Source organism: Pedobacter agri PB92 (genome assembly GCF_000258495.1).
GTDB classification, from domain to species: domain Bacteria; phylum Bacteroidota; class Bacteroidia; order Sphingobacteriales; family Sphingobacteriaceae; genus Pedobacter; species Pedobacter agri.
Genome location: NZ_AJLG01000002.1, coordinates 47258 through 73638 on the forward strand (window position 1 = coordinate 47258; position 26381 = coordinate 73638).

At 37.9% G+C, this 26381-nt stretch carries 22 protein-coding genes; 9 read left to right on the forward strand and 13 right to left on the reverse strand.

The genetic code is table 11. From position 1 onward, the window contains the following. Positions 1–296 precede the first annotated feature (296 nt). From secDF to ON09_RS00755, 3 genes are all read left to right on the forward strand, one after another. Entirely contained in the window at positions 297–3272 is a 2976-nt protein-coding gene (gene secDF, locus ON09_RS00745; protein ID WP_010599151.1) for a protein translocase subunit SecDF, read from the forward strand. A gap of 318 nt (positions 3273–3590) precedes the next feature. After that, a complete protein-coding gene (locus tag ON09_RS00750; protein WP_010599152.1) occupies positions 3591–4907 on the forward strand; it encodes an NAD(P)/FAD-dependent oxidoreductase in 1317 nt (438 codons plus the stop codon). A gap of 113 nt (positions 4908–5020) precedes the next feature. Beyond that, positions 5021–5881 carry a hydroxymethylglutaryl-CoA lyase gene (locus tag ON09_RS00755; protein WP_010599153.1) on the forward strand — a complete coding sequence of 287 codons (861 nt, stop codon included), beginning with the start codon at positions 5021–5023 and terminating at the stop codon, positions 5879–5881. Positions 5882–6189: 308 nt separating this feature from the next. On the opposite strand, the gene ON09_RS00760 is transcribed toward ON09_RS00755, so the two are convergent. From ON09_RS00760 to fbaA, 4 genes are all read right to left on the reverse strand, one after another. Then, the gene (locus ON09_RS00760; protein ID WP_029204018.1) at positions 6190–6483 is read right to left on the reverse strand and encodes a GIY-YIG nuclease family protein; all 294 of its coding nucleotides are present in this window, start codon (positions 6481–6483) and stop codon (positions 6190–6192) included. Positions 6484–6547: 64 nt separating this feature from the next. After that, a complete protein-coding gene (locus tag ON09_RS00765; RefSeq protein WP_010599155.1) occupies positions 6548–6970 on the reverse strand; it encodes a GNAT family N-acetyltransferase in 423 nt (140 codons plus the stop codon). 5 nt (positions 6971–6975) lie between these two features. After that, positions 6976–7434, reverse strand: coding sequence for a low affinity iron permease family protein (locus tag ON09_RS00770; RefSeq protein WP_029204019.1), 459 nt, complete (start codon positions 7432–7434; stop codon positions 6976–6978). Positions 7435–7587: 153 nt separating this feature from the next. After that, positions 7588–8667, reverse strand: a complete 1080-nt coding sequence (gene fbaA, locus ON09_RS00775; RefSeq protein ID WP_010599157.1) for a class II fructose-bisphosphate aldolase — start codon at positions 8665–8667, stop codon at positions 7588–7590. A 345-nt stretch (positions 8668–9012) separates the two neighbouring features. On the opposite strand from fbaA, the gene accD reads away from it, so the two are divergent. From accD to ON09_RS00790, 3 genes are all read left to right on the forward strand, one after another. Beyond that, positions 9013–9858, forward strand: a complete 846-nt coding sequence (gene accD, locus ON09_RS00780) for an acetyl-CoA carboxylase, carboxyltransferase subunit beta (protein WP_010599158.1) — start codon at positions 9013–9015, stop codon at positions 9856–9858. 217 nt (positions 9859–10075) lie between these two features. After that, entirely contained in the window at positions 10076–10597 is a 522-nt protein-coding gene (locus ON09_RS00785) for an acyl-CoA thioesterase (RefSeq protein WP_010599159.1), read from the forward strand. 70 nt (positions 10598–10667) lie between these two features. Next, the gene (locus ON09_RS00790) at positions 10668–11855 is read left to right on the forward strand and encodes a cation:proton antiporter (protein WP_010599160.1); all 1188 of its coding nucleotides are present in this window, start codon (positions 10668–10670) and stop codon (positions 11853–11855) included. Between the two features lie 69 nt (positions 11856–11924). Here the strand turns inward: ON09_RS00790 and ON09_RS00795 are convergent, their stop codons facing one another. After that, positions 11925–12329, reverse strand: coding sequence for an EVE domain-containing protein (locus ON09_RS00795; protein ID WP_010599161.1), 405 nt, complete (start codon positions 12327–12329; stop codon positions 11925–11927). A 189-nt stretch (positions 12330–12518) separates the two neighbouring features. On the opposite strand from ON09_RS00795, the gene ON09_RS00800 reads away from it, so the two are divergent. Then, positions 12519–12884 carry a hypothetical protein gene (locus ON09_RS00800; protein ID WP_010599162.1) on the forward strand — a complete coding sequence of 122 codons (366 nt, stop codon included), beginning with the start codon at positions 12519–12521 and terminating at the stop codon, positions 12882–12884. Between the two features lie 42 nt (positions 12885–12926). Here ON09_RS00800 and holA read toward each other — a convergent pair whose 3' ends face one another. Further along, positions 12927–13949: a DNA polymerase III subunit delta gene (holA, locus tag ON09_RS00805; protein ID WP_010599163.1), complete on the reverse strand. Its 1023-nt coding sequence runs from the start codon at positions 13947–13949 to the stop codon at positions 12927–12929. 137 nt (positions 13950–14086) lie between these two features. On the opposite strand from holA, the gene ON09_RS00810 reads away from it, so the two are divergent. Then, entirely contained in the window at positions 14087–14545 is a 459-nt protein-coding gene (locus tag ON09_RS00810; RefSeq protein ID WP_010599164.1) for a type I restriction enzyme HsdR N-terminal domain-containing protein, read from the forward strand. A gap of 99 nt (positions 14546–14644) precedes the next feature. On the opposite strand, the gene ON09_RS00815 is transcribed toward ON09_RS00810, so the two are convergent. The 5 genes from ON09_RS00815 to ON09_RS00835 all read right to left on the reverse strand — a co-directional run bounded on the left by ON09_RS00815 (position 14645) and on the right by ON09_RS00835 (position 22419). Then, positions 14645–15838 (reverse strand): Gfo/Idh/MocA family protein, encoded by a 1194-nt coding sequence (locus ON09_RS00815; protein ID WP_010599165.1) that lies wholly within the window; start codon positions 15836–15838, stop codon positions 14645–14647. Beyond that, positions 15839–17203 (reverse strand): 3-keto-disaccharide hydrolase, encoded by a 1365-nt coding sequence (locus ON09_RS00820; protein WP_010599166.1) that lies wholly within the window; start codon positions 17201–17203, stop codon positions 15839–15841. Between the two features lie 23 nt (positions 17204–17226). After that, positions 17227–18582 (reverse strand): Gfo/Idh/MocA family protein, encoded by a 1356-nt coding sequence (locus ON09_RS00825; RefSeq protein WP_010599167.1) that lies wholly within the window; start codon positions 18580–18582, stop codon positions 17227–17229. A gap of 32 nt (positions 18583–18614) precedes the next feature. After that, on the reverse strand, positions 18615–19478 hold the full coding sequence (locus ON09_RS00830; protein ID WP_010599168.1) for a sugar phosphate isomerase/epimerase family protein: 864 nt from the start codon (positions 19476–19478) through the stop codon (positions 18615–18617). Positions 19479–19752: 274 nt separating this feature from the next. Beyond that, a complete protein-coding gene (locus ON09_RS00835; protein ID WP_010599169.1) occupies positions 19753–22419 on the reverse strand; it encodes a valine--tRNA ligase in 2667 nt (888 codons plus the stop codon). A 145-nt stretch (positions 22420–22564) separates the two neighbouring features. Here ON09_RS00835 and ON09_RS00840 point away from each other — a divergent pair, with 145 nt between their 5' ends. Further along, positions 22565–24112: a M20/M25/M40 family metallo-hydrolase gene (locus ON09_RS00840; RefSeq protein ID WP_010599170.1), complete on the forward strand. Its 1548-nt coding sequence runs from the start codon at positions 22565–22567 to the stop codon at positions 24110–24112. Positions 24113–24411: 299 nt separating this feature from the next. On the opposite strand, the gene ON09_RS00845 is transcribed toward ON09_RS00840, so the two are convergent. Both ON09_RS00845 and ON09_RS00850 read right to left on the reverse strand, forming a co-directional pair. Next, positions 24412–25416: a cytochrome d ubiquinol oxidase subunit II gene (locus tag ON09_RS00845; protein WP_010599171.1), complete on the reverse strand. Its 1005-nt coding sequence runs from the start codon at positions 25414–25416 to the stop codon at positions 24412–24414. A 1-nt stretch (position 25417) separates the two neighbouring features. Next, the coding region (locus ON09_RS00850; protein ID WP_010599172.1) for a cytochrome ubiquinol oxidase subunit I at positions 25418–26381 on the reverse strand (964 nt) is incomplete at its 5' end.

The following is a 26381-nucleotide window of genomic DNA, read 5'->3' on the forward strand; positions in this document are numbered from 1 at the left end:
AAAGTGGAAATACTTTTTTGTTAAGGTATTTGACAGGCTTGTACTGACAATAACAAAAAAGATTGGAACGATAGCGGGACCGAACCAAAGCCAAAAGCTTCTGCAATTGCCTTCCAAATAAATCGACGCATAATTTATCTGTAAAACATGTTCAATGTAACGAATCTGTAGTGATAATTCTCTGCCGAAAATTAATCTTAATAAATTATCAATTAAGGGGTTCTATAATTTAAAAATTTAATTAGATTTGCCGACTTGTTAAAAAACAGCGAAAGACAAATTATTTTAAACAAACAATGCAAGGAAAAGGTTTTATTAAGTTTATAGCGATAGTATTGGCTATCGTTTGTGCGTATGCACTTTCTTTTACTTTGGTAGCATCCAAGGTGGAAAAAGACGCAAAAAACTATGCGAAAGGTGATGCAGCCAAAGAAAAGGCTTATTTAGATTCGATGAGTACCGAAAAAGTATATCCAATTGTTGGATTTACTTATGGTGAGGTTAAATCGAAAGAGATCAATTTAGGTTTAGACTTAAAAGGCGGTATGAACGTAACGATGGAGATATCGTTAGCTGAATTGGTTAAATCATTAGCGGGCAATCCTACTGATGCAAACTTTAACAAAGCAGTTCAAAATGCACAAATCCAGTTAAACGCTGGTGGTAAAGATTACATCAAAATTTTTGTTGATGAATTTGAAAAATTAAGTCCAGGTGTAAAACTTGCTGATTATTTTTCAAACCAAGATAATGCATCGCAATTAAAACCGAGCGCAAGCAATGGCGAAGTTGAATCTTTCTTAGAGAAAGAAGCAACAAGCGCTATCGATCGTTCATTTACTGTTTTACGTTCTCGTATCGATGGTTTCGGCGTTGTGAGTCCGAACATGCAAAAGCAAGAAGGCAGTAACCGCATCTTAATCGAGATGCCGGGTGTACAAGACAAAGAGCGTATTGCGAAACTTTTACAAGGTTCTGCCGAATTACAATTCTGGCAAGTTTACCAGGTTCAGGAAGTTGCACCTCTGTTAGAAAACATCAATAAAACTTTAGCATCAACCTTAAAAACTGAGGCACCTGCTACAACTACTGATACTGCTGCAAAAGCTGGAAGTAAATTAGCTGGCTTAGAAAATGCAGCTAAAGATTCTACTGATAAAGGCAAACTTGCTGGCTTAGCTAAAAAAGATTCTACAGCGGTAAGAGCTGAATTGGCAAAATCTAATCCATTATATGCGGTTTTAAGTCTTCCAATCTACCAGGGGGAAAACGGACAACAACAATTAATGCCAGGTGCGGTTGTTGGTATGTCGTTACAAAAAGATACTGCTAAAGTTAATTCATACTTAAAACTTCCTGAAGTTGCGGCTGCGATTCCATCTACGATGAAATTTATGTGGAGCGTTAAACCTAGAGAAGGTTCTAAAGTTTTCGAATTGTATGCAATTAAAGTAACAAGCGCTGATGGCAAACCAGATTTAGGTGGTGATGCAATTAGCGATTCACGTGCTGATTTCGATCAAAAAGGCAAACCAGAAGTAACCATGTACATGACCAGCGAAGGTGCTGCGAAATGGAAAAAAATTACTGCTGAAGCTGCTGCTGATCCGAACAATAAAAAATCTATTGCGATTGTGTTAGATAACATGGTTTATTCTGCTCCTACGGTTCAGAATGAAATTGGTGGTGGTGTTTCATCAATCACTGGTAACTTTACACAAGCCGATACTAAAGATTTATCAAACATTTTAAAAGCGGGTAAATTGCCTGCTCCAGCTCGTATTGCTGGTAGCTACGTAGTTGGACCAACTTTAGGTGCAAAAGCTATTCATGATGGTTTAATTTCATTTGTGATTGCATTTATCGTGATCTTAATCTTCATGGCGTTGTATTATCACCGTGCAGGTTGGGTGGCTAACTTCGCATTGTTGGTTAACTTATTCTTCATCATTGGTATTTTGGTATCATTAGGTGCGGTTTTAACTTTACCTGGTATTGCTGGTATCGTACTAACCATTGGTTTATCAGTTGATGCGAACATCCTGATTTTTGAACGTGTGCGTGAGGAACTTGCTTTAGGTAAAAACATTCCTACTGCAATTAAAGAAGGTTTCAAACATGCAATGCCATCTATTTTGGATGCTAACATTACAGTATTCATTTTAGGTGCTATCCTCTATGCTTTCGGTAGCGGACCAGTTCAAGGTTTCGCCACTACTTTGTGTATTGGTATCCTTTCTTCATTATTTGCAGCTGTATTAATTTCGAGAGTGGTTTTCGAAGCGATGTTAGATCGTAAAATGGAAATCAGTTTCGATAACAACTTTACACGTAACGCCTTCAAAAATTTAGCGTTTAACTTTGTTGGTCGTCGTAAAATTTATTACATCATTTCTACTGTGATTATCCTTGCAGGTATTGGAATGTACTTTAAAAATGGCGGTTTAAATCTTGGTGTTGACTTTAAAGGAGGTAGAACTTACCTGGTTCATTTCGACAAAGCGGTTAACACTGAGGATGTAAAAACAAAATTAACTCCGGTTTTTGGCGGTGAAACACCTGAGGTTAAAACTGCAGGAGAAGCAAGCAATGTTAAAATCACTACAACTTTCCATATCGAAGATCAGGACATCAAAACAGATAAACTGGTAGAAGATGCTTTGAAAAAAGGTTTAACTGGCGATAACTATAAAATTGAGAGCTCGCAAAAAGTGACCCCAATTATTGCCAGCGATATTGTTAATGGTGCATTCTACGCGGTATTGATTTCATGTATATTCATGTTTATCTACATCGTTGTACGATTTAAAAAATGGCAATATGGTTTAGGTGCTGTATTGGCACTTGCGCATGACGTTTTAATGGTATTATCATTCTATACTATTTTAGATGGTCTTATGCCATTCTCATTAGAAATTGGTCAGGATTTCATCGCAGCGATTTTAACGGTAATGGGTTACACCATGACAGAAACCGTTGTTGTATTTGACCGTATCCGTGAGCGTTTGAAAGAAGCTGGTAAAGAAGATTTACATGGCGAAGAACGCAACCAATTAATCAACTTCGCATTAAACAGTACGTTAAGTCGTACCATTTTAACTTCATTAACGGTATTCTTCGTGTTATTGGTAATCTTCATCTTCGGAGGAGACAGTATCCGCGGATTTATCTTCGCACTATTGATTGGTCGTATTATTGGTACGTACTCATCATTATGCATCTCTACTCCTATCGTAATCGATTTGGGTAGTTCAGAAGAAAAGAAAAAGTAAGCGTCAAAGTCTTAATACATGGAACGCCCCGATAAAATCGGGGCGTTTTTTGTTTAAAAGACAGGGGTAACTTATTCTTCATTTTTTGTTGAAATCAGGTTCGGTATTTCATAGGATACAGCAGCCCTGCTGTACACTTTATTCCGCTACGCTTCATGCTCGTTTCCATCAGGTTTATCTCACTCAATGTATTGCTCACACCGAAGAAAACCTTCCGCGTCATGATAAAGCTATCTTATTTCAATAACCATTGAAAATTGGATTCTTAAACCTTTTGGCTATCTTTTTGTTAGGTTTGCAAACAAAAAAGCAGATAAAATGGATTTACAACTTCCAAAAAGTGAATACCCAAGAGTAGTAATTGTTGGTGGTGGATTTGGTGGAATTGAGTTAGCAAAAAGATTAAAGAACAAACCCTTTCAGGTAGTGATGTTGGATAAACATAATTACCACACTTTTCAACCATTACTTTATCAGGTAGCCACTGGAGGTTTGGAAGCAGAATCAATAGCTTTCCCACTTCGAAAAATATTCAAAGGACAAAAAAACTTCATTTTTAGGGTTACGAAGGTTACAGGAATAAATGCCGCTGAAAACTGCTTACAAACCGATATCGGAAACGTTAAATATAATTACCTGGTTATGGCCACAGGTTCTACGAGCAACTTTTTCGGGAACAAAGAAATCGAAGATAATTCTATGCCAATGAAATCAATTCCGGAGGCTTTAGATTTAAGAAGTTTGATATTGCAGAATTTCGAAAAATCACTCATTGAGGTTAACCCTGAAAGAAAGAGTGCGTTATTAAATTTTGTTGTGGTTGGTGGTGGTCCTACTGGTGTAGAAACTGCAGGAGCAATTTCAGAATTGAAAAAACATGTTATTCCAAATGACTATCCAGAGATGGATTTAAGTAAGGTAAATATCTACTTGGTAGAAAACTCTCCGGAACTCTTAGGACAAATGTCGCAGCAGGCACAGGAAAAGGCAAAAGAATTTTTGCTTATGATGGGGGTAAAAGTAATGAACGAAACCCGCGTATTAGGTTACGATGGGCACACGCTCATACTTCAGGATAAGCCTCCAATTTTAAGCTCAACGGTAATCTGGAGTGCAGGTGTAAAAGGTCAGGTGATTCCAGGTTTAGACAAGGCAGAGGTTGTTAGAGGAGGAAGATTAAAAACGGACACCCAGAATTTAATAGTGGGTTATCAGAACATTTACGCCATTGGCGATGTCGCAGCCATTATTGATGAAGAAACGCCAAATGGCCATCCCGGGGTAGCTCCAGCGGCAATTCAACAGGGACATCACCTGGCAAAAAACTTAGTAAATATTGTAGAAAGTAAGCCACTTGAAAAATTCAAATATTTCGATAAAGGCTCGATGGCTACAGTAGGTAGAAACAAGGCCGTTGTAGATCTCGGCAAAATCCGCTTCCAGGGAGTTTTTGCCTGGTTTACCTGGATGTTTGTGCATTTAATGACCTTAGTAGGCTTCAGAAATAAAATCATTGTGTTCGTGAACTGGTTATGGAGTTATTTTAGTTACGATAGAGGAACAAGATTAATTATCAGAACCTTTGCTAAAGATAGAAGTGTTGATTACAGGGAGGAAGTAAAAGAACTTCATTAGCTTATGAATTATGGTCAATCGACTACAGACTAAATTGTAATCTACATAAATGTTCCTCCTAACGTCTTTTCTTTGCAAAAAACATTGCGCACTTTGCGGTTAAACCAGATCATATGAGCCAAGATAAATTCAAATTAGTAGAGTGCCCTCGCGATGCCATGCAGGGGTTACATGATTTTGTCCCTACCGAACTTAAATCAGAATATTTGAATTTATTGCTTCAGGTTGGTTTCGATACGCTGGATTTCGGGAGTTTTGTATCCCCGAAAGCCATTCCACAAATGGCAGATACTGAAAAAGTTTTGGCCAGTTTAGATCTAAGCAAGACTTCGACAAAGTTACTGGCTATTGTAGCCAATTTAAGAGGTGTAGAACAAGCTGTTTACCATAAAGAGATTAGTTACCTGGGATTTCCCTTTTCGATCTCAGAAACGTTTCAACAGCGAAATACCAATTCAAGTATTGAGCAATCACTTATTACTGTTGAAAAAATGCTCGACCTTTGTGCCAAAAATAACAAAAAGGCTGTAGTGTATTTATCAATGGGTTTTGGTAACCCGTACGGAGATGAATGGAATTATGAAATTGTAGAAAAATGGGCAGCTATATTGGTAAGCAAAGGCGTTGAGATTCTTTCTTTGGCAGATACTGTTGGCATATCTACGCCAGCGAAAATAAAAGCAATTTTGCCTCCATTGATATCAAAATTTAATCACACGGAAATTGGCGTTCATTTACACTCCACTCCTACCGAAAGATTTGAAAAAATTGAAGCCGCATACGATTCTGGTGTAAAGCGAATTGATTCAGCTTTGAAAGGATTTGGGGGTTGCCCAATGGCTGCTGATGATTTAACAGGAAACATCGCAACAGAAGAAGTCATCAGTTATTTAAATTCAAAAGATGAAGAACTGAATCTCAATATGGATAACTGGAATGAGGCGATGCGTTTATCAGGAAAGATTTTTGGGTAAATTATAATTTTTTACTTAAGTCGTCATTGCGAAGCACGAAGCAGTCCTACTACTCTGGGTGCGAAGGTTTACATAACTATTTACTTTAAAATGTCTTAGTTTATAGCGAATGCATTAAGATTACTTCGTACCTCGCAATGACGAGATTGAGACTAAAAGCACTATTTAAATAACAATTGCACTTTCCGATTATCGTCATTGCGAGGCACGAAGCAATCCTACAACAATGGGTGGGTATTTATAATTTTTAACATTCTCAGTGTAGCGAACGCCTTAAGATTGCTTCGTTCCTCGCAATGACGTGGCGTTTAATCCAGATCGCTATATAAATCCTTCCAACTCGGATTTAACTCAATAATCAAATCAATTTTTTGCTGACGACTTCCACCTTTTATTCGTTTTTCTTCAACAATAGCATCTTCAATTCTAGGAAAAAACATAAAATAGGCTAACTTAAAACATTTATACTTTGAGATAAAACTTTTTTCAAACACCTTATTTTTGTGTTGCGAAACTCTAATCTGCAAATCCGAAGTTACTCCAACATATAAAATGTTATTAAAGGAATTTGTCATGATATAAACGCACCCTCCTCTTTCCATTAAATCTTATCTCTTATAGTTGAAAGCTTTAAGATTTCTTTGTTGCTCGCAATGTTGAAAAATTTTAAACTTTCTTTACCATCTTAAAATGTTGAATTCCTGCTTCTTCGAATTGATCTCCTTCTGAAACAAAACCAAACTTAGCATATAAACTCACTGCATCAAGCTGAGCATTCAGGTAAATATAATGAGCATCTTCAGGTAAATCAGAAAGTGCTTCGGCAATTAATGCTCTGCCAACACCCTGCCCTCTAAAGTCTTTCAATACCGCAAAACGTTCCAGCTTGTAACCTTTATCCGTTTTACGCCAGCGGCAAGCACCACAAGGTTGTCCGTTTTGAGTAGCCAGGAAATGAGTAGAAACATCTTCGTTTTCCCACTCCAGTTCAGGTGGGCAGTTCTGCTCATCTACAAATACAATTTTACGTATAGCAAATACTTTGTCTAAATCTTCGGGATGGATAACTTTTTGAACCTGTAAACTCATTACTTTTACTTTTTAAAATGTTTATTCGTTTTTAATTTTGATTCGTTTAATTCTTTCGCCACGTCTATGGAGTGTGAGCAATGAATATCGGCCTCTTTTTTGGCAAGTGTAGCAATCGTAACATAAAATTTATGCAATTGATCCAATTCACTTTCGCTCAGATCCTCTATGTCAACCATTCGATTACTCGCTCCTTGTTGAGCCGCTATAAGTTCATTTAATTTTAACTGAATTGCCTTTCCGTCTTTATTTTGTGCTTTCTGGATTAAAAACACTATCAAAAAGGTAATAATCGTTGTACCTGTATTAATGACCAGTTGCCAGGTTTCTGAATAATGAAAAACCGGACCCGTTACCGCCCAGATCACTACAATAGCTGTAGCCGCAATAAACGCAACTGAACTGCCTGTAAACTTTGTTGCAGCATTGGCGAATTTCTCAAAAAAAATTATTTTTCTTGATATGGTTTTTCGATTTTGTCATCACAATATTTGATTAAATATAATGATAAACAAACAAAAGCGCCATCGGTTTTTTACCAATGGCGCTTTTGTTTTTCAATTAAAAAGTTTAAAATTTAGCGAGTTGCAACATTACAAACTCCTAACAATTTAACCTTATAATTTATCGTTTGCGTTGATGCAGTTTAAATCTTCAAATGCAAGTGTTAAACGCTTAACAAATGCTTCTTCAGCTTTACGCAACCAAACACGTGGATCATAATATTTTTTATTTGGTTTATCATCACCATCAGGGTTACCAATTTGACCTTGAAGATAAGCCTCATTCTTTTTATAATATTCTAAAATTCCTTCCCAAAATGCCCACTGCATATCGGTATCGATGTTCATTTTGATCGCACCGTAAGAAATTGCTTCTCTGATTTCTTCCTGAGAAGAACCTGAACCACCGTGGAAAACGAAATTGATAGGCTTCTCAGCAGTTAAGCTGAATTTTTCTTTGATAAAATCCTGAGAATTTTTCAAAATAACTGGCTGTAATTTCACATTACCTGGTTTGTAAACACCGTGTACATTACCAAATGCCGCAGCAACTGTAAAACGTGGAGAAACTTTGCTCAATTCTTCGTAAGCATAAGCAACTTCACTTGGTTGCGTATATAATTTTGAACTGTCTACATCGCTGTTATCAACACCATCTTCCTCACCACCAGTAACACCAAGTTCAATTTCGATAGTCATGTTCATCTTCGCCATGCGCTCGAAATACTTTGCAGAAATTTCCATGTTTTCTTCGATTGGCTCTTCCGATAAATCAAGCATGTGTGAAGAAAATAACGGTTTTCCTGTTTCAGCGAAGAATTTTTCACCATGATCTAAAAGGCCATCAATCCAAGGCAACAATTTTTTAGCGGCGTGGTCAGTATGTAAAACCACGGCAACACCATAATGTTCTGCCAATAAATGTACATGTTTAGCTGCCGATACAGCACCTAAAATACATGCCTGTAATTTCTCATTATCTAAAGATTTACCTGCGTAAAATTGCGCACCACCATTTGATAATTGAATCATAACAGGCGAATTTACTGCCTTAGCAGTTTCCAATACCGCGTTAACCGTATTTGTACCGGTTACGTTTACTGCTGGTAAAGCAAACTGATGTTTTTTAGCCTGCTCAAACAATTCTTGAACGGCATCTCCGTAAATTACGCCTTTGTAGCCTTTTAAACTCATCTCTTGTTAATTTTATTAAGTCCGAAGTTAAAAAAAAAATTAACATTACAAGCTTTTGTAACAACAGAATTATTTGCCTTACAACCAAATAAGGGCTATTTAGTGTAAATAGCACATTATCCTTAGTGTAAAAAACACACACTTCTGGAAATAAACAAATCTCAACAATCAATTTCAAACCGTACAAAGCACCAAGCCCATCTGCTAACTGAAATTTGAGTATTACTTATAATAGTTTGATCATTGAGATTTGATAACTGGTCATTCTTTGTATTTGATCATTGGTAATTCTTTATCTTAATTATATTTTTCGTTTCTTTGCAATCCAATTCTTTAAAAAATTATATGGCTTGGTTTAAGAGAGAAAATAAAGGTATCATTACCACCACCGAAGAGAAGAAAGAAGCACCCGATGGTGTGTGGAATAAGTGTCCAAATTGTAAAAAACCGCTTCATCAGGCAGAACTTCAGGAGAACAAATATGTTTGCCATTACTGCAACTATCACCTGAGAGTAGGTTCTAAAGAATATTTTGAAGTTTTATTTGACAACAACGAGTTTAAGGAACTTTTCGCTAACCTTACGTCAGGCGATCCATTAAATTTCAACGATAATAAACCTTACACTGATAGAATTATTGAAAGCCAGGCCAAAACTGGCTTAAAGGATGCAATCAGATCGGGTGTAGGTAAAATTGAGGGGCAGGATATTGTAATCGCCTGTATGGATTTTGCATTTATCGGGGGCTCAATGGGTTCGGTAGTAGGAGAAAAAATTGCCCGCTCAATCGATTATAGCATTAAACATAAAATTCCATTCCTGATGATTTCAAAATCAGGTGGTGCCCGAATGATGGAAGCTGCATTCTCATTAATGCAAATGGCTAAAACATCGGCGAAACTTGCATTATTGAGTCAGGCTAAAATTCCTTATATTTCTTTATTAACAGATCCTACAACTGGTGGTGTTACTGCTTCTTATGCTATGCTTGGTGATATCAACATTGCAGAACCAGGCGCATTAATTGGTTTTGCAGGACCAAGGGTTATTAAAGAAACCATTAAAAAAGATTTACCGAAAGGTTTCCAAACTTCTGAATTCGTATTAGAACACGGCTTCCTTGATTTTATTGTAGATAGAAGAGCCATGAAAGCTAAATTAGGTGCTTTTATTAAAATGATGAACAATTAAGCTGCTTGGTTAGTTCATTAGTCACGTTCATTTGAACAGTAGATTAATAGCACTTGAGGTATAATATAGAAAGCTGGGCTTAAATAATTTTGGTTATTTTAAGTCCAGCTTTTTTGTTTAGGGATTAGAAGTAAACTTCATTTCAACAGGAAAGCCACTCCCATTCACTAATAGATTGGAACTTTAAGTTACATTTTACTTACTTTTGCGCTCGAATATGAGTCTGAAAAAGAAATTTGCCAAAGAGAGTTTTACCATTATGAATGAATTGGTATTGCCTAACGATACCAATACGCTGAATAATCTGATGGGTGGCCGGTTACTCCACTGGATGGATATCGCCGCAGCCATTTCAGCTCAAAAACATTGTAACCGCATTGTAGTTACCGCTTCAGTAGATAATGTTTCTTTTAAACATCCCATAAAACTTGGCGATGTCATTACCATTGAGGCTAAAGTAACCAGGGCTTTCAATACATCAGTCGAAGTTCGTTTAGATGTTTGGGCTGAAAATATTCCGAGTGGTGCCCGCCAGAAAAGTAATGAGGCTTACTACACTTTTGTTGCATTTGATCAAAGCGCCAGAACGATACCTGTTCCTGAATTAATACCTGAAACACCTGAAGAAATCGATCTGTTTGACGGTGCTTTAAGACGCAGGCAATTGCGACTGGTTTTGGGCGGCAAGATGCACCCAGATGATGCCAGTGAATTGAAAGCGCTCTTCTTTAAAGCATAATTTTTACAAAAAACTTCTTGGTGCTTAAAAGGTTTATTTTATTTTAGCAATTCATCATTCGCTCGAAATTATGACTACATACACCATTCTGATTATTTTAAGCGGATTAGTAATTTTCTCTTATCTGTTTGATTTAGTGGCGAGTAAAACTAAAATACCATCTGTTTTACTATTGCTATTGCTAGGTATTGGCCTTAGGTTTTTGGTAGAATACCTGAATATCCACACTTTCAATTTTTTGTCTATTTTACCTACACTTGGCACCGTAGGATTGATTCTGATTGTATTTGAAGGATCGCTGGAACTAAAATATGACCAGAATAAAAATAAAATTATTAAGAGTGCATTTTTCTCAGCACTTACGATTCTGTTGGGCACAGCAACATTAATAACGGTTATTATCTATCAGATTTCTCACAAAGATTTATATACCTGCATTGCCAATGCGATCCCTTTTAGCGTAATTAGTTCGGCCATCGCTATTCCATCTGCAGCGGCATTGAGTGGAAAAGACAAGGAGTTTGTCGTTTATGAATCTTCCTTTTCCGACATCCTGGGGATCATTATTTTTAACTTTGCCATAACCAATCATTCCATTACAACTTCGGCCTTTATTGGTCTTGGATTAAGCACCTTTTTAATTATTTTATTGTCAGCAATAGCCTGTGTAGTGTTACTCTATATTATGGGTAGATTGGTGCATCATATTAAATTCTTCCTGATCATCTCGATCTTAATATTAGTTTATGCGATCGGACAATCCTATCACTTATCGTCGCTTGTTTTAATATTGAGCACAGGTTTGTTTTTAAATAATGCTGATGCCATACAGAATTTATGGTTTAGAAGTATATTTTTATACAAAAATTTATCTGCTGATTTATCTCAACTCTACCAGTTATCTGCCGAGAGTGCGTTTATTTTACGCACATTCTTCTTTGTTATTTTCGGTTTTACCATGAATGTTCAGGAGTTAAATGATCTACCTATCATAGGAAATGGTTTATTCATTTTAGCTTCAATTTATGTGATCAGAATATTTTTTCTCAAAATTTTCAAGAAAGATTCAATTGCACCCATCCTGTATATTGCTCCGAGGGGATTGATTAGCATACTGTTGTACTTTAACTTGCCAGCTTCCTTAAAAATACCTCAGGTAGGCACCTCTTTTTTGTTTCTGGTAGTACTGGGATCAAGCCTGGTAATGACCTTAGGCATTGCCTTTAGTAAGCGGAAAGTGGAAGAAACTACGGCATAAAAAACCACAAGCAATTTCACACTTATGAAATTGCTTGTGGTTTGCATTTTTTATGAAAATTTAAGGGAACTAGCTTCCCATTTCGAGTATTTTATCAAATTCTGTCGCTTTTAACGGCATTACCGATAAACGCCCCTGACGTATGAGCGAAATGTCGGCCAAGCTAGGTTCCGCTTTGATCTGCTCTAAAGTTACAGGCTTTTTTAAAGTTTCAACAGGGGATAAATCAACCACAACCCAGTTTTGATCATCAGTTGTCGGATCCTGATAAAATTCCTTTACCACCTTCGCAATTCCTACTACGTTTTTGCCTTCGTTACTATGATAAAAAAGCACTAAATCGCCCTCTTTCATCTCTTTCAGATTGTTTCGGGCCTGATAGTTGCGAACGCCATCCCAAAATGTACGTCCATCTTCATTAAATTTTTCCCAACTGTATTTAAAAGGCTCTGACTTTACTAACCAATGATTCATTTGCTTTATTAATTTAAGTCTCAAATTTACAATTTCCGAGATAAATTAATATTTTAATTACCAACTTATCACAGCGAAAAGAGGTTTTTTTTATATAAAACATTTTACATAAAAAATGAGTTTAACTACATGCAATTAGTACTTATACTACAAATTTTTTTTTTAGATTTGATACAGTAATCCCTTTCCATGAAAATAAAATATACGCTTTTAATACTCTTGCTTTCTATTATCGGAAGCCATGTTTTTGCACAATCTCATAAAAAACTTTTGCGACAAGAAGAAGTTGCCCGGAAGGACGCTAAAAATTTTAAATTAAGTAAATCGGACCTAAAAATATATAGAAAAGGAACAAGTGGCAGAACCTCTGATTATTTCAAGCCGAGAGTTGAAAACGTTTCAGATACTTCTTTATTAAAAGATTCTACCTACGTTAAAACGTATCGCAACTTTGCTTATAGTAAAACCTCACACAGAAAAGGTGCGGGCGAATACGTGATCATTGCAGGAGCTATTGTTGTACTTGCAGGAATTTCTGCACTAATTACACTTTAGCTTCAGGTTATGCATCATTTTTAATGAAATATTTAAAGCGCATCAATGTACAATTTTAAATACCAACTCCTTCAGCAGTTCGCCGTCGGTTACATTTCCTGAGCTATCCAACCCTTTGCTTTTCAAATCGTACTCTCTTAATAAACTCACTACCTGAAAAACTTTTCCTGTATTGTAGTTTCTTGCTGCCACTTCGTAATCTTTAATAAAAAATGGTGGTACGCCAAGTGCAGAGGCAGCATCTGCTTTATTGGGAATATAATGGTATTTTAAAAGTTTGGTAAAATAGCCACCCAAATTAGCCAATACCATCACCGTTGGATTGGCTTTTGGATTACTCGAAAAATAATTGATGATTTTATTGCATTTCAAAACATCGCGAATGGCTAAGGCCTTTTGCAGCTCAAAAACATTATATTCCTTACTAATTCCAATATTTTTTTGAACCAGATCTGCGTTAATCGTCACGTCTTTTGGCACATTTAACATCAGCTTTTCAATTTCATTGGCGATTTTAGAAAGATCCGTTCCCAAATATTCTGCCATCAAAGCTGAAGCCTGCTGATCGATTTTATAACCTTTTTCCTTGATAAATTCTTCTATCCAGGGCACCAGCTTATAATCACGTACCGGGTCTGACTGAAAAATTAAACCGCTTTTGCTAATGGCCTTATATATCTTTTTACGTTTATCGAAGTTGGCATACTTGAAAGCCAATACCAGAATGGTACTTGGCAAAGGCTTTTCGAAATAGCTCAATACAAATTCGGCCTCCTTACTCCCGCCGTCATCTTTTCCCCATTTTAAATCCTGCGCTTCTTTCACAATAACCACCTGATAGTCTGACATCATTGGATAACGCTTTGCAGCACCCAAAACGGTTGCCATGTCGGTATCTTTCCCATACAAAACGGTCTGATTGAAGCCTTTTTCTGCGTCATTTAACAATTTATCTTCAATGAAATCGGTTACCTGATCGATATAATAGGATTCTTCGCCATGCAACAAGTACACCGGTTTAAATTTCCGGGCTTTGATGTCTTTGATAATTTCGGAAGCTGTCATTGCTGTAAAATTACAATTTAGCTTTTATGAATGGAGTAAATGTTTATAAACAATATTAACTTTGGCGCTTGTTGCTTAATTGTTCAATCGATTAATTATTTGATTGGTAATTGGTAATTGCTTAATTACAACCAAAGATGTTTAATCCTACCCCACTCAACCTTCCACCCTATCCATTTAAAATCAGCCGGAAAGATGACGTGGTTTTCATTTTTGATGAGTTAAGAAAAAAACACCTTGTACTTACCCCCGAAGAATGGGTTCGTCAGCATTTTATACAGGATTTAATAACCAATAAAAAATTTCCCAAAACTTTAATTCAAATCGAAGGTGGACTTGTTTTAAATCAGTTACAGAAGCGCAGCGATATCCTGGTTTACAACACTGCGGGAGAAAAACTGATGTTGATTGAATGTAAGGCACCGAAAGTTAAAATCACAGCATCGGTTTTTGAACAGGCATCAAGATATAATTCCATTCATCAGGCAAAATGGATCGTTTTAACCAATGGTTTACAACATGTGTACGCCAAAATGGATTTCGATAAGGGAAGTTTTGTTTTTACGCCTGACATGCCTGATTATCTGAATTTGTAGTTAGGTTCCGGCCCACCTTGAAGCCTATCCTTTCATCCTGAGGTAGAAAAGATCTGCCTCCGATGAAACAGATCGCTGGTGCCTCAGTATGATCATAACTTAAATATTATACTCTTTTTTCCAAAGCTGCTTATTTCCTGTATAAATAGCTTCATTACACATGGCCACACAAATAGAAGCCTGGGTACCGGTGTTGATATTCGAAGCAGGCAGAATCTGATTCATTATCGATTTATAAAATTCATCTAGTGCATAAGTTGTTCCATCCTGCGTTGCCTTATCCAAAATCGGAATTCCACCATCCTGATTGACAACAATTTTAGTAGCGCCGGTTACTCCATCTACAATACCTAATTCTTTCCTTGTACTTTCTTCAGGATAAAATAAGCCAGTACTGGTTAGCAACGATACCGAACCTTTGGTACCTTTTATTTTGAAAAGATAGCCGTCGCGGGCATTGCCACAGGTTGCCCCAAAGTTCCCGATCATTCCCTTTTCATTATAACGCAAAGTAGCCTGAATATTATCATAGGTTTCTCTACCATCTTTAAAAACATCGATCCCTCCTGTCCCCGTAATCTCGTCGGGTTGGGTTTCAAAAGCCCAGTTGATAAAATCAATCTGGTGAGATAGCAATTCGGCAGCCAGACCGCCGGAATATTCCTTGTACATGCGCCAGTTTATTTGTCTCTCTAAAGCAGGATCTGCGACTGCACGACGCCAATTCCAATTCCTATCCCAACGGCAATCGATTTGCGAAACCTTACCTAAATAGCCACTTTGAATCATGTCTTTCACTTTGAAATACAATGGAGAATAACGATACTGATAACCGACCTGAAAAACTTGCTTTGGATATTTTTTAACGAGTTTTTTTAGTTCCAAGGCTTGAGCAATATTATAGGTCATGGTTTTCTCTACATAAACATGTTTACCGGCAAGAACAGCATCTTTGGCAATTTTAAAATGTTCACTCAAGGGCGTCGCGATGAAAACAGCATCAATTTTTTGATCATCCAACACTTTATGGTAATCTTTAACAGGTTTTGCGCCAGTTGGAACATACTTTTCAGTTTCTTTTAATCGAAAATCGAGCACATCGCAATATGTAATAATATTAAATTTAGAAGGCATGGATTTGATCACTGATAACACACCTTTTCCACGATCGCCACAACCTATCATCGCAATATTAATTACCCGATCAGTCTGAAATGCAGCAAAAACGTCATCTCCTACCAGCAAACTTGAACCTAAAACAGCAGAGTGTTTAACAAATGACCTACGATGCATTTATAGTGCTTTAATTTTAATTGTCCTGAAATCTACTTTATTTCCATGATCCTGTAGCAGGATATGCCCTTTCGCCGCCTCGCCAAAGTTTTTCCAGTCTTTGTATTTACTAATGGCTACAAGCTTTTTAAATTCTTCTGAACCACGAACATATTCTAATACTTTAACGCCATTTAAATAATGTTCTACCTTATTATTTGGATAAACGATTAAACGGCCATTGTTCCAGCTCCCAATCGGACGAAGATAACGGGCTTCTTTTTTTGAGGTCATTAAATCATATAATGAGGCTAATGTACGGTTACCATCTCTACCCAATTTAGCATCAGGATGCAATTGATCATCTAAAACCTGGTATTCTAAACCAATGGCCGAACCTGAACTCTTTTCGTTTAAGGTTACAAAATATTTCACTCCGCTATTGGCACCTGGTGTGAGTTTAAATTCGAAAGACAAATCAAAAGCAGAAAACTCTTCTTTGGTTACAATATCACCGCCATTGGTTGATTCCGCACCACCGGATGGTTCTACGCTAATAATGCCATCCTGAATTTTCCATCCTTTTTCGGGGAAGCTATCCTTGTGTGCACCTACCCATCCAGCGTTACCTTTTCCATCAAAAAGTAATTTATACCCTTCAGATTGCTCATATGATGACAAGGTATTTGGCGTAAAATTGACCGCATAAATCCCTTTAGGAAATGCTTTGGATTTTAAGCCATCTGTTTGAATGTTAATGTTTTTGAAGTACACTTTTTTTCCGTTGTTCTCCAAATTATTTCCTATTCCGTGAACCTGCAAACCTATAAATCCAGCCTGATCCAAGGTATCGATGACGTAAGAAACAGGTTTTCCATTCACCCAGGTTTTAAGCTCATTGCCAATATTTTCGATGCGGTAATGATTAAATTCATTTTTTTTATATAATGATTTGGCCGTGGGATTTAATTCCAGCGGGTAAAGCCATAAACGCCTGGCCTCATCATAAACTCCACCGGTCCACGCTCTCGCCGTAGGGTCAATTTCAACTTGTCTGCCGAAAACTAATCCTTTACCATTGTTACCCTCTGGTTTGATATGACTTCGGGTTTGAATGCCGGAATTGGTGGTTTCGCCCTCCAATTTCACGTCGAGCTCAAGGATAAAATCGCCGTATTCTTTATCAGTAATCAAAAATGAATTTGGTGTTCCCTTGGTCATTGTACCGACGATCATTCCGTTCTCCACAGTGTACGGTGCAGCCCCGGCAACGGCTTTCCAACCGTTTAAGGTTTTGCCATCGAAAATGGGTTTTGCTTTTTGCGCAGTTGCTGATAAACTAACAAGGGAAAGTGCTAGGATACTGTATCTCTTTATATTTAACATGTTTTTGATTTTACTGCTGAATATTAATATTTAAAAACTTTTCCATTTGCAATCACTTCCTGTCTGCTTTCATCGAAAGTTGATTTCGCTCCGGTACGAACGGCAGCATTAGTCATAATGTTTGCGATAGAATGCGAATAACCTGCTTCTACAGGTGCGTTTGGTGTTTTACGGCTGCGCACACATTCCATCCAGTTTCGCATATGTCCGGATGTGAGTGAATCGCCACCCATATTTGCGCCTGTTGCAGCTTTAATTTCGGTTTTACTTAAATCGAATTCTGGCAGCAAATTGGCTTTCATTCCCATTGCGGCCGCTTCACGTTCTTTCAACCCACCTTTTGGCGATACTTTATTGGTGATAAGATTTAATTCGCCACCATTTGAGTAGTATACTTCGCCCACATCTCCCACACTATTTTGCATTCTTGAAGTGAAGGTAACCTGAAACCCATCCTCGGCATTTGGCTGACCATAATCAAAAACCGCAACCATTGAATCCCAGTTTCTACGCCCATCCTTCCAGGTATATATTCCACCGTTAGCCACCACACTTCTTGGATGTTTCAAGTTGGTAAACCAGTGAACCGTATCAATCTGGTGCGACATCCATTGTCCTGGCATTCCTGAAGAATAGGGCCAGAATAGCCTATATTCTAAATATTTTCTTGGATCGAAAGCTTCATTCGGACGGTTTAAGAGGAATCTCTTCCAATCGATATCCTCTTCTTTAAGTTTAGCCACTAAATCTGGTCTGCGCCAACGTCCGGGTTGGTTTACATTCCAAACCAAATCTACAGCCGTAATGGGACCAAATTTCCCATCCTGAATAAATTTCGCCGCGTTAACATAGTTTTCACCACTTCTACGCTGAGAGCCAATCTGCACAATTCTATCTGTTGCTTTTACTGCTTTTAACGCCGCTTTTGCATCGTCCATGGTTTCGGCAAAAGGCTTTTCTACATATGCATCGCAATTGGCCTTAACTGCTTCGATGGTATGCAGCGCATGCTGAAAATCAGCAGTGCTGATAATTACAGCATCCAGATCTTTGGTTGCATAAAGTTCATCGTTATTTCTGCAAGCCTTGATATCATGGCCGAATTTTTCTTTCAGATGGGCAATTCCTAAATCTCTGCGGTAATTCCACAGGTCTGAGAGGCCAACAATATCAAAGTTTAACTCTTTGTTGTGGTTTAAAAAGCAAGGCAGCAACGTATCTTTAAAACGGTCTGAAAATCCGACAACGCCCACACGTACCCGATCGTTGGCGCCAATGATCCTGCCATAACTTTTAGCACTCATGCCCATGGTACCTGCATAAGTAGCCGCAGCAAATATGGCAGATTGTTTAATAAATTTTCTTCTGGAGTTTTCCATAATATCGTTTTAATAGCGAATGATTGAGGTGATTAATTTTTATAAACGTTTTCGATTTGTTTGGCTAAAAATTGAAAGCAAAAGGCCATTTGCGTCTCTGAATAATTACTTCCAGCTTCGACAAATATCGGACCTTTGTAATCCGCGTTTTTTAAAGCTTCGAGGTAAGGTGTAAAATCGTCACCTTTAATTCCTGGTAGTGTCCGTTCGGCATCTTCGGCAATTTCGCAATGAATAAGCAAATCCTTTGCATCGATGATATGTTGAGGCGGCTCTTGTTCTCTTCTCATGTGGAAAATATCAGCATTGAGTTTAAAATTTGGATGATCCACTGACCTTACAATTTCCGCGGCCGATTTCACTGTATTGATAAAATTGGTTTCTTTACGCTGAAGATTTTCGAGTGCGATCTTCACCTGATATTTAGCGGCAATAACTGCTATTTTTTTGCTCAAGATTACAAAATCTGCTGTTGCTTTTTCCACATCATAGTGATCTGGCAATCGCCGGGCAGTTCCACTTCCGAGCACAATTATTTTTATTTCTGCTTTCTGGGCTCTGGCAAATAAACGATCTACGTAAGCGAGTACCGTCGTTTCATTTACGTTTGGACCAGCGATTTTCATATCACCAGGAAACATTACATTACACATGTAGAGTTTAGTCTGAAGGTTTTTGATTCGTACTAAATTTTCTGCAAATTTTTCTTCTGTTAGAGAAGGAGAAATCATTTTGCTCACAGACTCCCCCATTAAATTGAATCCAGATGCATGTATGAGGCTGTCTTTTTCTATCGGCGCCACGATTCCAAGCGGGATGATTGTTTTCTTCGCCGATTGAAAACTTAAAATTAAAGGCAGAAAAATAAATACGATGATTACAGCTCTTATTCTCATTCTCATTTAATTAAGCCTTTATTGATGTGCGGCATGCAGGTAATGGACTGAAATTTGGTTAGTGGAGCGCAAAGCTCTTTTTCTATACCAAAATAAGGCTTTTAGATGAAAGATTGTAAAACGGTTTAGTAACAATTTAGAAACGGTTTGGCAAACTCATCATCAGAGCTGAGGCAATAGATTTGCTTAGCTTAACGATTGCTTAAAAAACAAGAAACCCTTTAGAAATTTAACTCTAAAGGGTTGCCTTAAACTATAGGTTTGCTAATATATTTTATTTCAATATCGTTAAGCTTTCCTCAATAATCCTGATTTTTGCTTCAGCATCTGCTTTTTTATTGCGTTCGTTGGCAATAATTTCGGGTTTAGCATTTTGTACAAAACGTTCGTTGCTCAATTTCGCATCAACTGACTTTAGGAAACCTTGCAGGTAAACCAAGTCAGCATTTAAACGAATGCGTTCTGCATCAACATCAATATTTTCAGTGAGTGGAATAAAAAACTCATCTTTCCCAGCCATGAAAGCCGTTGCACCAGCAATTTTATCGTTTACAATTTCAGCTTCAGAAACATTGGCTAATTTGAAAACAATGTTAAGCCATTTTTCGTAATCGATATCAGAATTTACTTTCAAACTTAAAGGCAACGCTTCTTTTGGCGAAATTTGTTTCTGGTTACGAACGTTTCTTATTTCTGCAACAACCGTTTTAATTACTTCCGCATCTTTTAATAATTGCTCATCAATGGCGCCACCTTTCGGGTATTCGGCAACAATACAGCAATCCAACTCGCCACGCTCGGCAAATAAATCATCGTGCCATAATTCTTCTGTTAAGAAAGGCATGTTTGGATGCAATAATTTGATTATGTGCTCGAAGAAACCAACCGTAGCCTTATAACTTTCAGCATCGATAGGCTGTTGGTAGGCTGGTTTAACCATTTCTAAATACCAGGCACAGAAATCATCCCAAACCAATTTATAGGTGGTCATTAAAGCTTCTGATAAACGGTATTGTTTGAAGTTTGCCTCAATTTCTACCAACGCTTCGTTAAAACGGTTTTCGAACCAAGAAATGGCTTGCGCATTTGGGTTTTCTAAATTTTCATCAACTTCCCAACCTTTAACCAAACGGAAAGCATTCCATATTTTCGAGGCGAAGTTACGGCCTTGTTCGCAGTAACTTTCATCGAACATTAAATCGTTTCCTGCCGGAGATGACATTAACATCCCAACACGAACCGCATCAGCACCGTATTTTTCAATTAATCCAATCGGGTCAGGTGAATTACCTAACGATTTAGACATTTTTCGGCCTAATTTATCACGAACGATACCGGTTAAGTAAACATTGGTAAATGGTTTTTTACCCATAAACTCATGTCCGGCCATAATCATACGTGCTACCCAGAAAAATAAAATCTCTGGTGCCGTAACCAAATCGTTGGTTGGGTAATAGTAATTGATATCTTTATTATCAGGATTTTTAAACCCATCAAAAACAGAAATCGGCCATAGCCATGATGAAAACCAGGTATCCATCACATCTTCATCTTGCCTTAAGAAAGGTTCCAGTTGATGTTTAAATCCTGCTTTTTCTGTTTCTGAACAGCTTTCATCAAGATGTTTTTTCTTCCAGAATTCTTCTAAAGCTTCATCCTTTGTTTTAGCAACTACCCAGTTGCCTTTATCATCGTACCAGGCTGGAATTCGCTGTCCCCACCAAAGCTGACGAGAAATATTCCAATCGCGAACATTTTCCATCCAGTGGCGGTATGTGTTTTCAAATTTATTCGGAATCAGGTTTACTTCTCCATTTAAAACATCATCTAATGCAGGTTGCGCCAACTCTTTCATCTTCACAAACCATTGCATCGAAAGTTTTGGTTCAATCGCAGCGTCTGTTCGTTCAGAGAAACCCACCTGGGATTTATAATCTTCAACCTTTTCTAAATGACCAGCTTCATCTAATAATTTAGCGATTTTTTTACGGGCAACAAATCTATCTTCGCCAACCAAAATAACCGCCAACTCGTTTAAGGTTCCGTCATCATTTAAAATATCAGTAACCGGTAAATTGTGCTTCACACCCAACTCATAATCGTTTAAATCATGCGCTGGTGTAACTTTTAAACAACCTGTACCAAATTCAATGTCAACATATTCATCCTCAATAACCGGAATTTCATGATTAACCAGCGGCACAAAAACCTTTTTGCCTTTTAAGTGCGTAAAACGTTCATCGTTCGGGTTAATACAAATCGCAGCATCGGCCATAATTGTTTCCGGACGAGTAGTAGCAATTGTTAAAAATTGGTCTTCCGTACCCGAAATCAAATACTTGATATAATATAACTTTTGATTTACCTCTTTGCGAATTACCTCTTCATCAGAAACTGCTGTTTTACCAGCTGGGTCCCAATTTACCATACGGATACCACGATAAATCCACCCTTTTTTATACAAATGAATAAACGAATCGATTACGGCTTCCGAAAGATCTTCTTCCATGGTAAAACGTGTACGATCCCAATCGCAACTCGCACCCAGTTTCTTCAACTGTTCTAAAATAATGCCGCCATATTTTTCTTTCCACTCCCAGGCATATTTCAAAAATTCTTCACGGGAAAGGTCTTTTTTATTGATGCCCTGCTCTTTTAACATCGCCACCACTTTCGCCTCAGTAGCGATAGATGCGTGGTCAGTACCCGGAACCCAGCAAGCATTTTTACCTTCCATACGTGCTTTACGAATCAAAACATCCTGAATCGTATTATTTAACATATGCCCCATGTGCAGCACACCCGTAACATTTGGCGGAGGGATTACAATGGTGTAAGGCTCACGCTCATCAGGCTCTGAGTGAAAAAACTTTTTCGATAGCCAATAGCTATACCATTTATCTTCTGTTTCTGCAGGATTGTACTTGGTGGAAATGCTCATGAATTATATTAAAAGCCCAAAAATAGCTAATTAAGCTGAAAGCCCAAAGTTGAAAGATAAAAGCATTGATGTGCAACATTTCCATTAACATCACCACTCCCAGCCCCTAATTCATTAAATTAGCCCATCAATTAAGCAAACTAAAATGAATAAAAAACTACTTTTCCCAACCTTACTCCTATTTACTTCCTCTTTCGCTTTTGCGCAAGACAAGAAAGTAATCGACAACATTGTTAAAGAGGTTAACGAAAACTCACAATTAGAGAAACTTGCTCATGAACTTTTAGATGTTGTTGGACCACGTTTGGTGGGTTCGCCACAAATGAAACAAGCCAACGACTGGGCAGTTAAAAAATACAGCGATTGGGGAATTTCGGCAAAAAATGAAAAATGGGGCGAATGGCGTGGCTGGGAACGTGGCGTTACACACATTGATTTGGTTAGCCCGAGGTTAAGAACTTTAGAAGGTACGCAACTGGCCTGGAGTCCATCAACCAATGGAAAAGCCATCAACGCGGAGGCCATCATTCTGCCGGCAATTACCGATTCCATTTCTTTTCAAAAATGGTTACCAAATGTTAAAGGTAAATTGGTTTTAATTTCGATGAACCAAATTTCTGGCCGACCAGAAAAAAACTGGGAAGAATTTGCAACCAAGGATTTATTTGAAAAATATAAAAAAGAGAAAGCTGATGCATTAAAAGCCTGGAGTGCCAGCATGGCAAAAACGGGTTTAAACGCTAAAAATTTAGCTTTAGCCATAGAAAATGCCGGAGCAGCGGGTATTATTATTAACAACTGGTCGCAAGGTTTTGGTGTAGATAAAATTTTCGGCGCTAATACCACAAAGATTCCTACAGTGGATTTATCTGTAGAAGATTACGGCCTAGTTTACCGTTTAGCACAAAGTGGAAACAAACCTACTTTAAAGATTGAATCAGAATCGAAAGAGCATGGCGTAGTACCAACTTTTAACACGCTGGCAGAAATTAAAGGCAAGCAAAAACCAAAAGAATATGTGATGCTATCGGCTCACTTCGATTCATGGGATGGCGCAAGTGGTGCAACCGATAACGGTTCAGGTACAATTATGATGATGGAAGCCATGCGCATTTTAAAGAAATTTTATCCTAACCCGAAACGTACCATTTTGGTTGGACACTGGGGAAGTGAAGAACAAGGTTTGAATGGTTCAAGAGCTTTTGTAGAAGATCATCCGGAAATTGTAGGCAACTTACAAGCTTTGTTTAACCAGGATAATGGAACTGGTCGCGTGGTTAATATTGGTGGACAAGGTTTTGCTAAATCAAAAGATTACATTACACGTTGGTTGGCAGCAGTTCCTGATACAATTAAAAACCAGATTAAAACCAGTTTCCCTGGTATGCCAGGTGCAGGTGGTTCAGACTTTGCTTCTTTTGTAGCAGCAGGTGCGCTAGGTTATTCTTTAAGTTCAACCAGTTGGGATTATGGAACTTATACCTGGCATACCAACCGCGACAGCTATGATAAGTTAGTTTTCGACGAAATTCGCAGCAACGTTATTTTAGCAGCAATTATGGTTTATATGGCTTGTGAAGATCCAGAAAAAACTTCGACAGAAAAAGCGACAGACTTACCTGTAAACGAACGTACTGGCAAACCAGCAGCATGGCCAGAAGCCAGAAAAGCGACCAGAAAAGGCGGTTTGTAATAGAAATTAAAAGATTTTAAAAGAGCATTTGGAAACAGATGCTCTTTTTTTATGCAGGTGTTTTCTAGTTTTAAAGCTTCGATTATAATGAAACTACTTTTTCACTTCTAGGAACTTCATCTTTCGTCTTTGCGAAATCGATTTTTCATCGATTGAAGCAATCTCCATGATGATATTTTACTTAAATGAGGTTGCCACGTTCCGATGAAAAATCGGAACTCGCAATGACGACCGCCCTAAAAAAAACGCAAACATTCATATTTGCAGAATTAACCCGCAGAACAACATTATTAAACGGACTACTCTTCTTTCTTCTTAAACTTATAAAACAAATAGCCGAGGAAAGGAAGGATTAAAATACTCCCTAACAATAGCGCTAAACCTAAACTGTAAATGGTTTTCGGTGGCCCAACGGTTTCAAAGAGGGAAATTGCCTCACCATTTTTCAATCGGATAAAGTTTGGAAAATGCGCATAACTAATGGCCACTAGAATCATCGTCACCTGAAAACCAGCCAAAACCCTTAATATCTGCGTTTTACCTTTAATCAAAAGATACCAAAGCAAGATTAGAGATAAGCTAGCTAAGATAATGGCGGTGAGCCCAATCATATTTTTAAAAACCCAATCGACTAGTGGAATATGATCGAATTGTGCGGCAATAAAAACCATCGCACCAAATATTACTGCAGCAATATTCATGTACTCTGCTTTTTTGATAAACCTGCGTTTATCATGATCGTTATCTGTTTCACCAATAAGGTAAATGGCTGCAAGAAATCCGCAGAGTGCTACTGTGAATAAGCCTACTGCTACTGAAAACCAGTTTAACCAGCTGTATACATAAGCCGAAAGAAAATCCTTTGCATCGGTATCGATATGGCCTGAAATCACACTTCCGGCAATGATTCCTAAAAACAGTGGGGTAACAAAACTTGAATACCTAAAAATCCGGTTGTAGAGCCATTGCATATCATCTTTAATCGCATCATAATGACGAAAGACAAAAGCCGTACCCCTTGCAATAATGCCGATAAGCATAATGAGCAAAGGAATATGGAGGTAAACCGACATGGTAGTGTAAATGTGCGGAAAGCCAACAAAAAGGATTACAATAGCAATGATTAACCACATGTGGTTTGCTTCCCATACGGGCCCAATAGCCTGATACATGGTTTTTCTGGTCCTGCTTCTGTTTTTTGTGGAGGTAAAAAGTTCAATAATGCCGGCACCAAAATCTGCTCCGCCCAAAAGGAAATAAAGCAAAATCCCTAAACATAAAAAGGTAATTACAACATATTCCATATTAGTGATCTGAAGTTTTGGGATTTACATTACTATACAATACCGGAACCATTTTTATTTGGCGATAAAGTAAAAACGTTACAATAATGCTAAGTGAAAGATAAATGGCAGAAAATATGTAAAATGAAAAGGCAATACCAGGCATCGGTGTAACTGCATCTTTAGTACGCATAATTCCATAAATAATCCATGGCTGACGCCCGACTTCGGTTACCACCCATCCGGCTTCTAAAGCTACATAGCCCAATGGAATAGCAAGTACAAAAAGTTTAAGCAGCCAGCGTTTCTCTAGAAGTGATTTTTTTCGGATGAGATTAATAAAATAAACGAGTGAGATTAGGGCAAGTAGCGTACCTATACCTACCATAATCTGAAATGCATAGTGCGTGATGGCTACTGGTGGCTGTTCATTTTCGGGAATTTGATCCAAGCCTTTTACTTCCGCTTTAAAATCGCCATGCGCCAGAAAACTTAGCGCTCCAGGTACTTTTATCGCCCCCTTTACGGTTTTATCTTTTTCATTTACAATTCCTCCGATTAAGAGCGGTGCCGGTTTTTCGGTTTGATAAAGCGCTTCCATAGCGGCCAGTTTAGCGGGCTGCCTTTTTGCCACATCTTTTGCCGAAATATCGCCGCTTAAAGGTTGAAGTAAAGCACCAATGCAGGCAAAAACGGCTGCAATTTTAAATGCTTTTAAATGGAATACTTTGTTTTGGTTTCTTAAAATCATTAGTGCATGTACTCCTGCTACTGCGAAACCAGTTGCAGTGAAGGCTGCTAAACACATGTGTAAGGCCTGCGAAAACCAAGCTTTGTTGAACATGGCTTCAATGGGATCAATGTTCAGATATTTCCCATTGACAAAATCAAATCCTGCCGGGCTGTTCATCCAGGCATTTGCAGCCACGACCAATATTCCCGATGCAAGTCCGCTGACGCCAACAACCATTCCTGTAAACCAATGG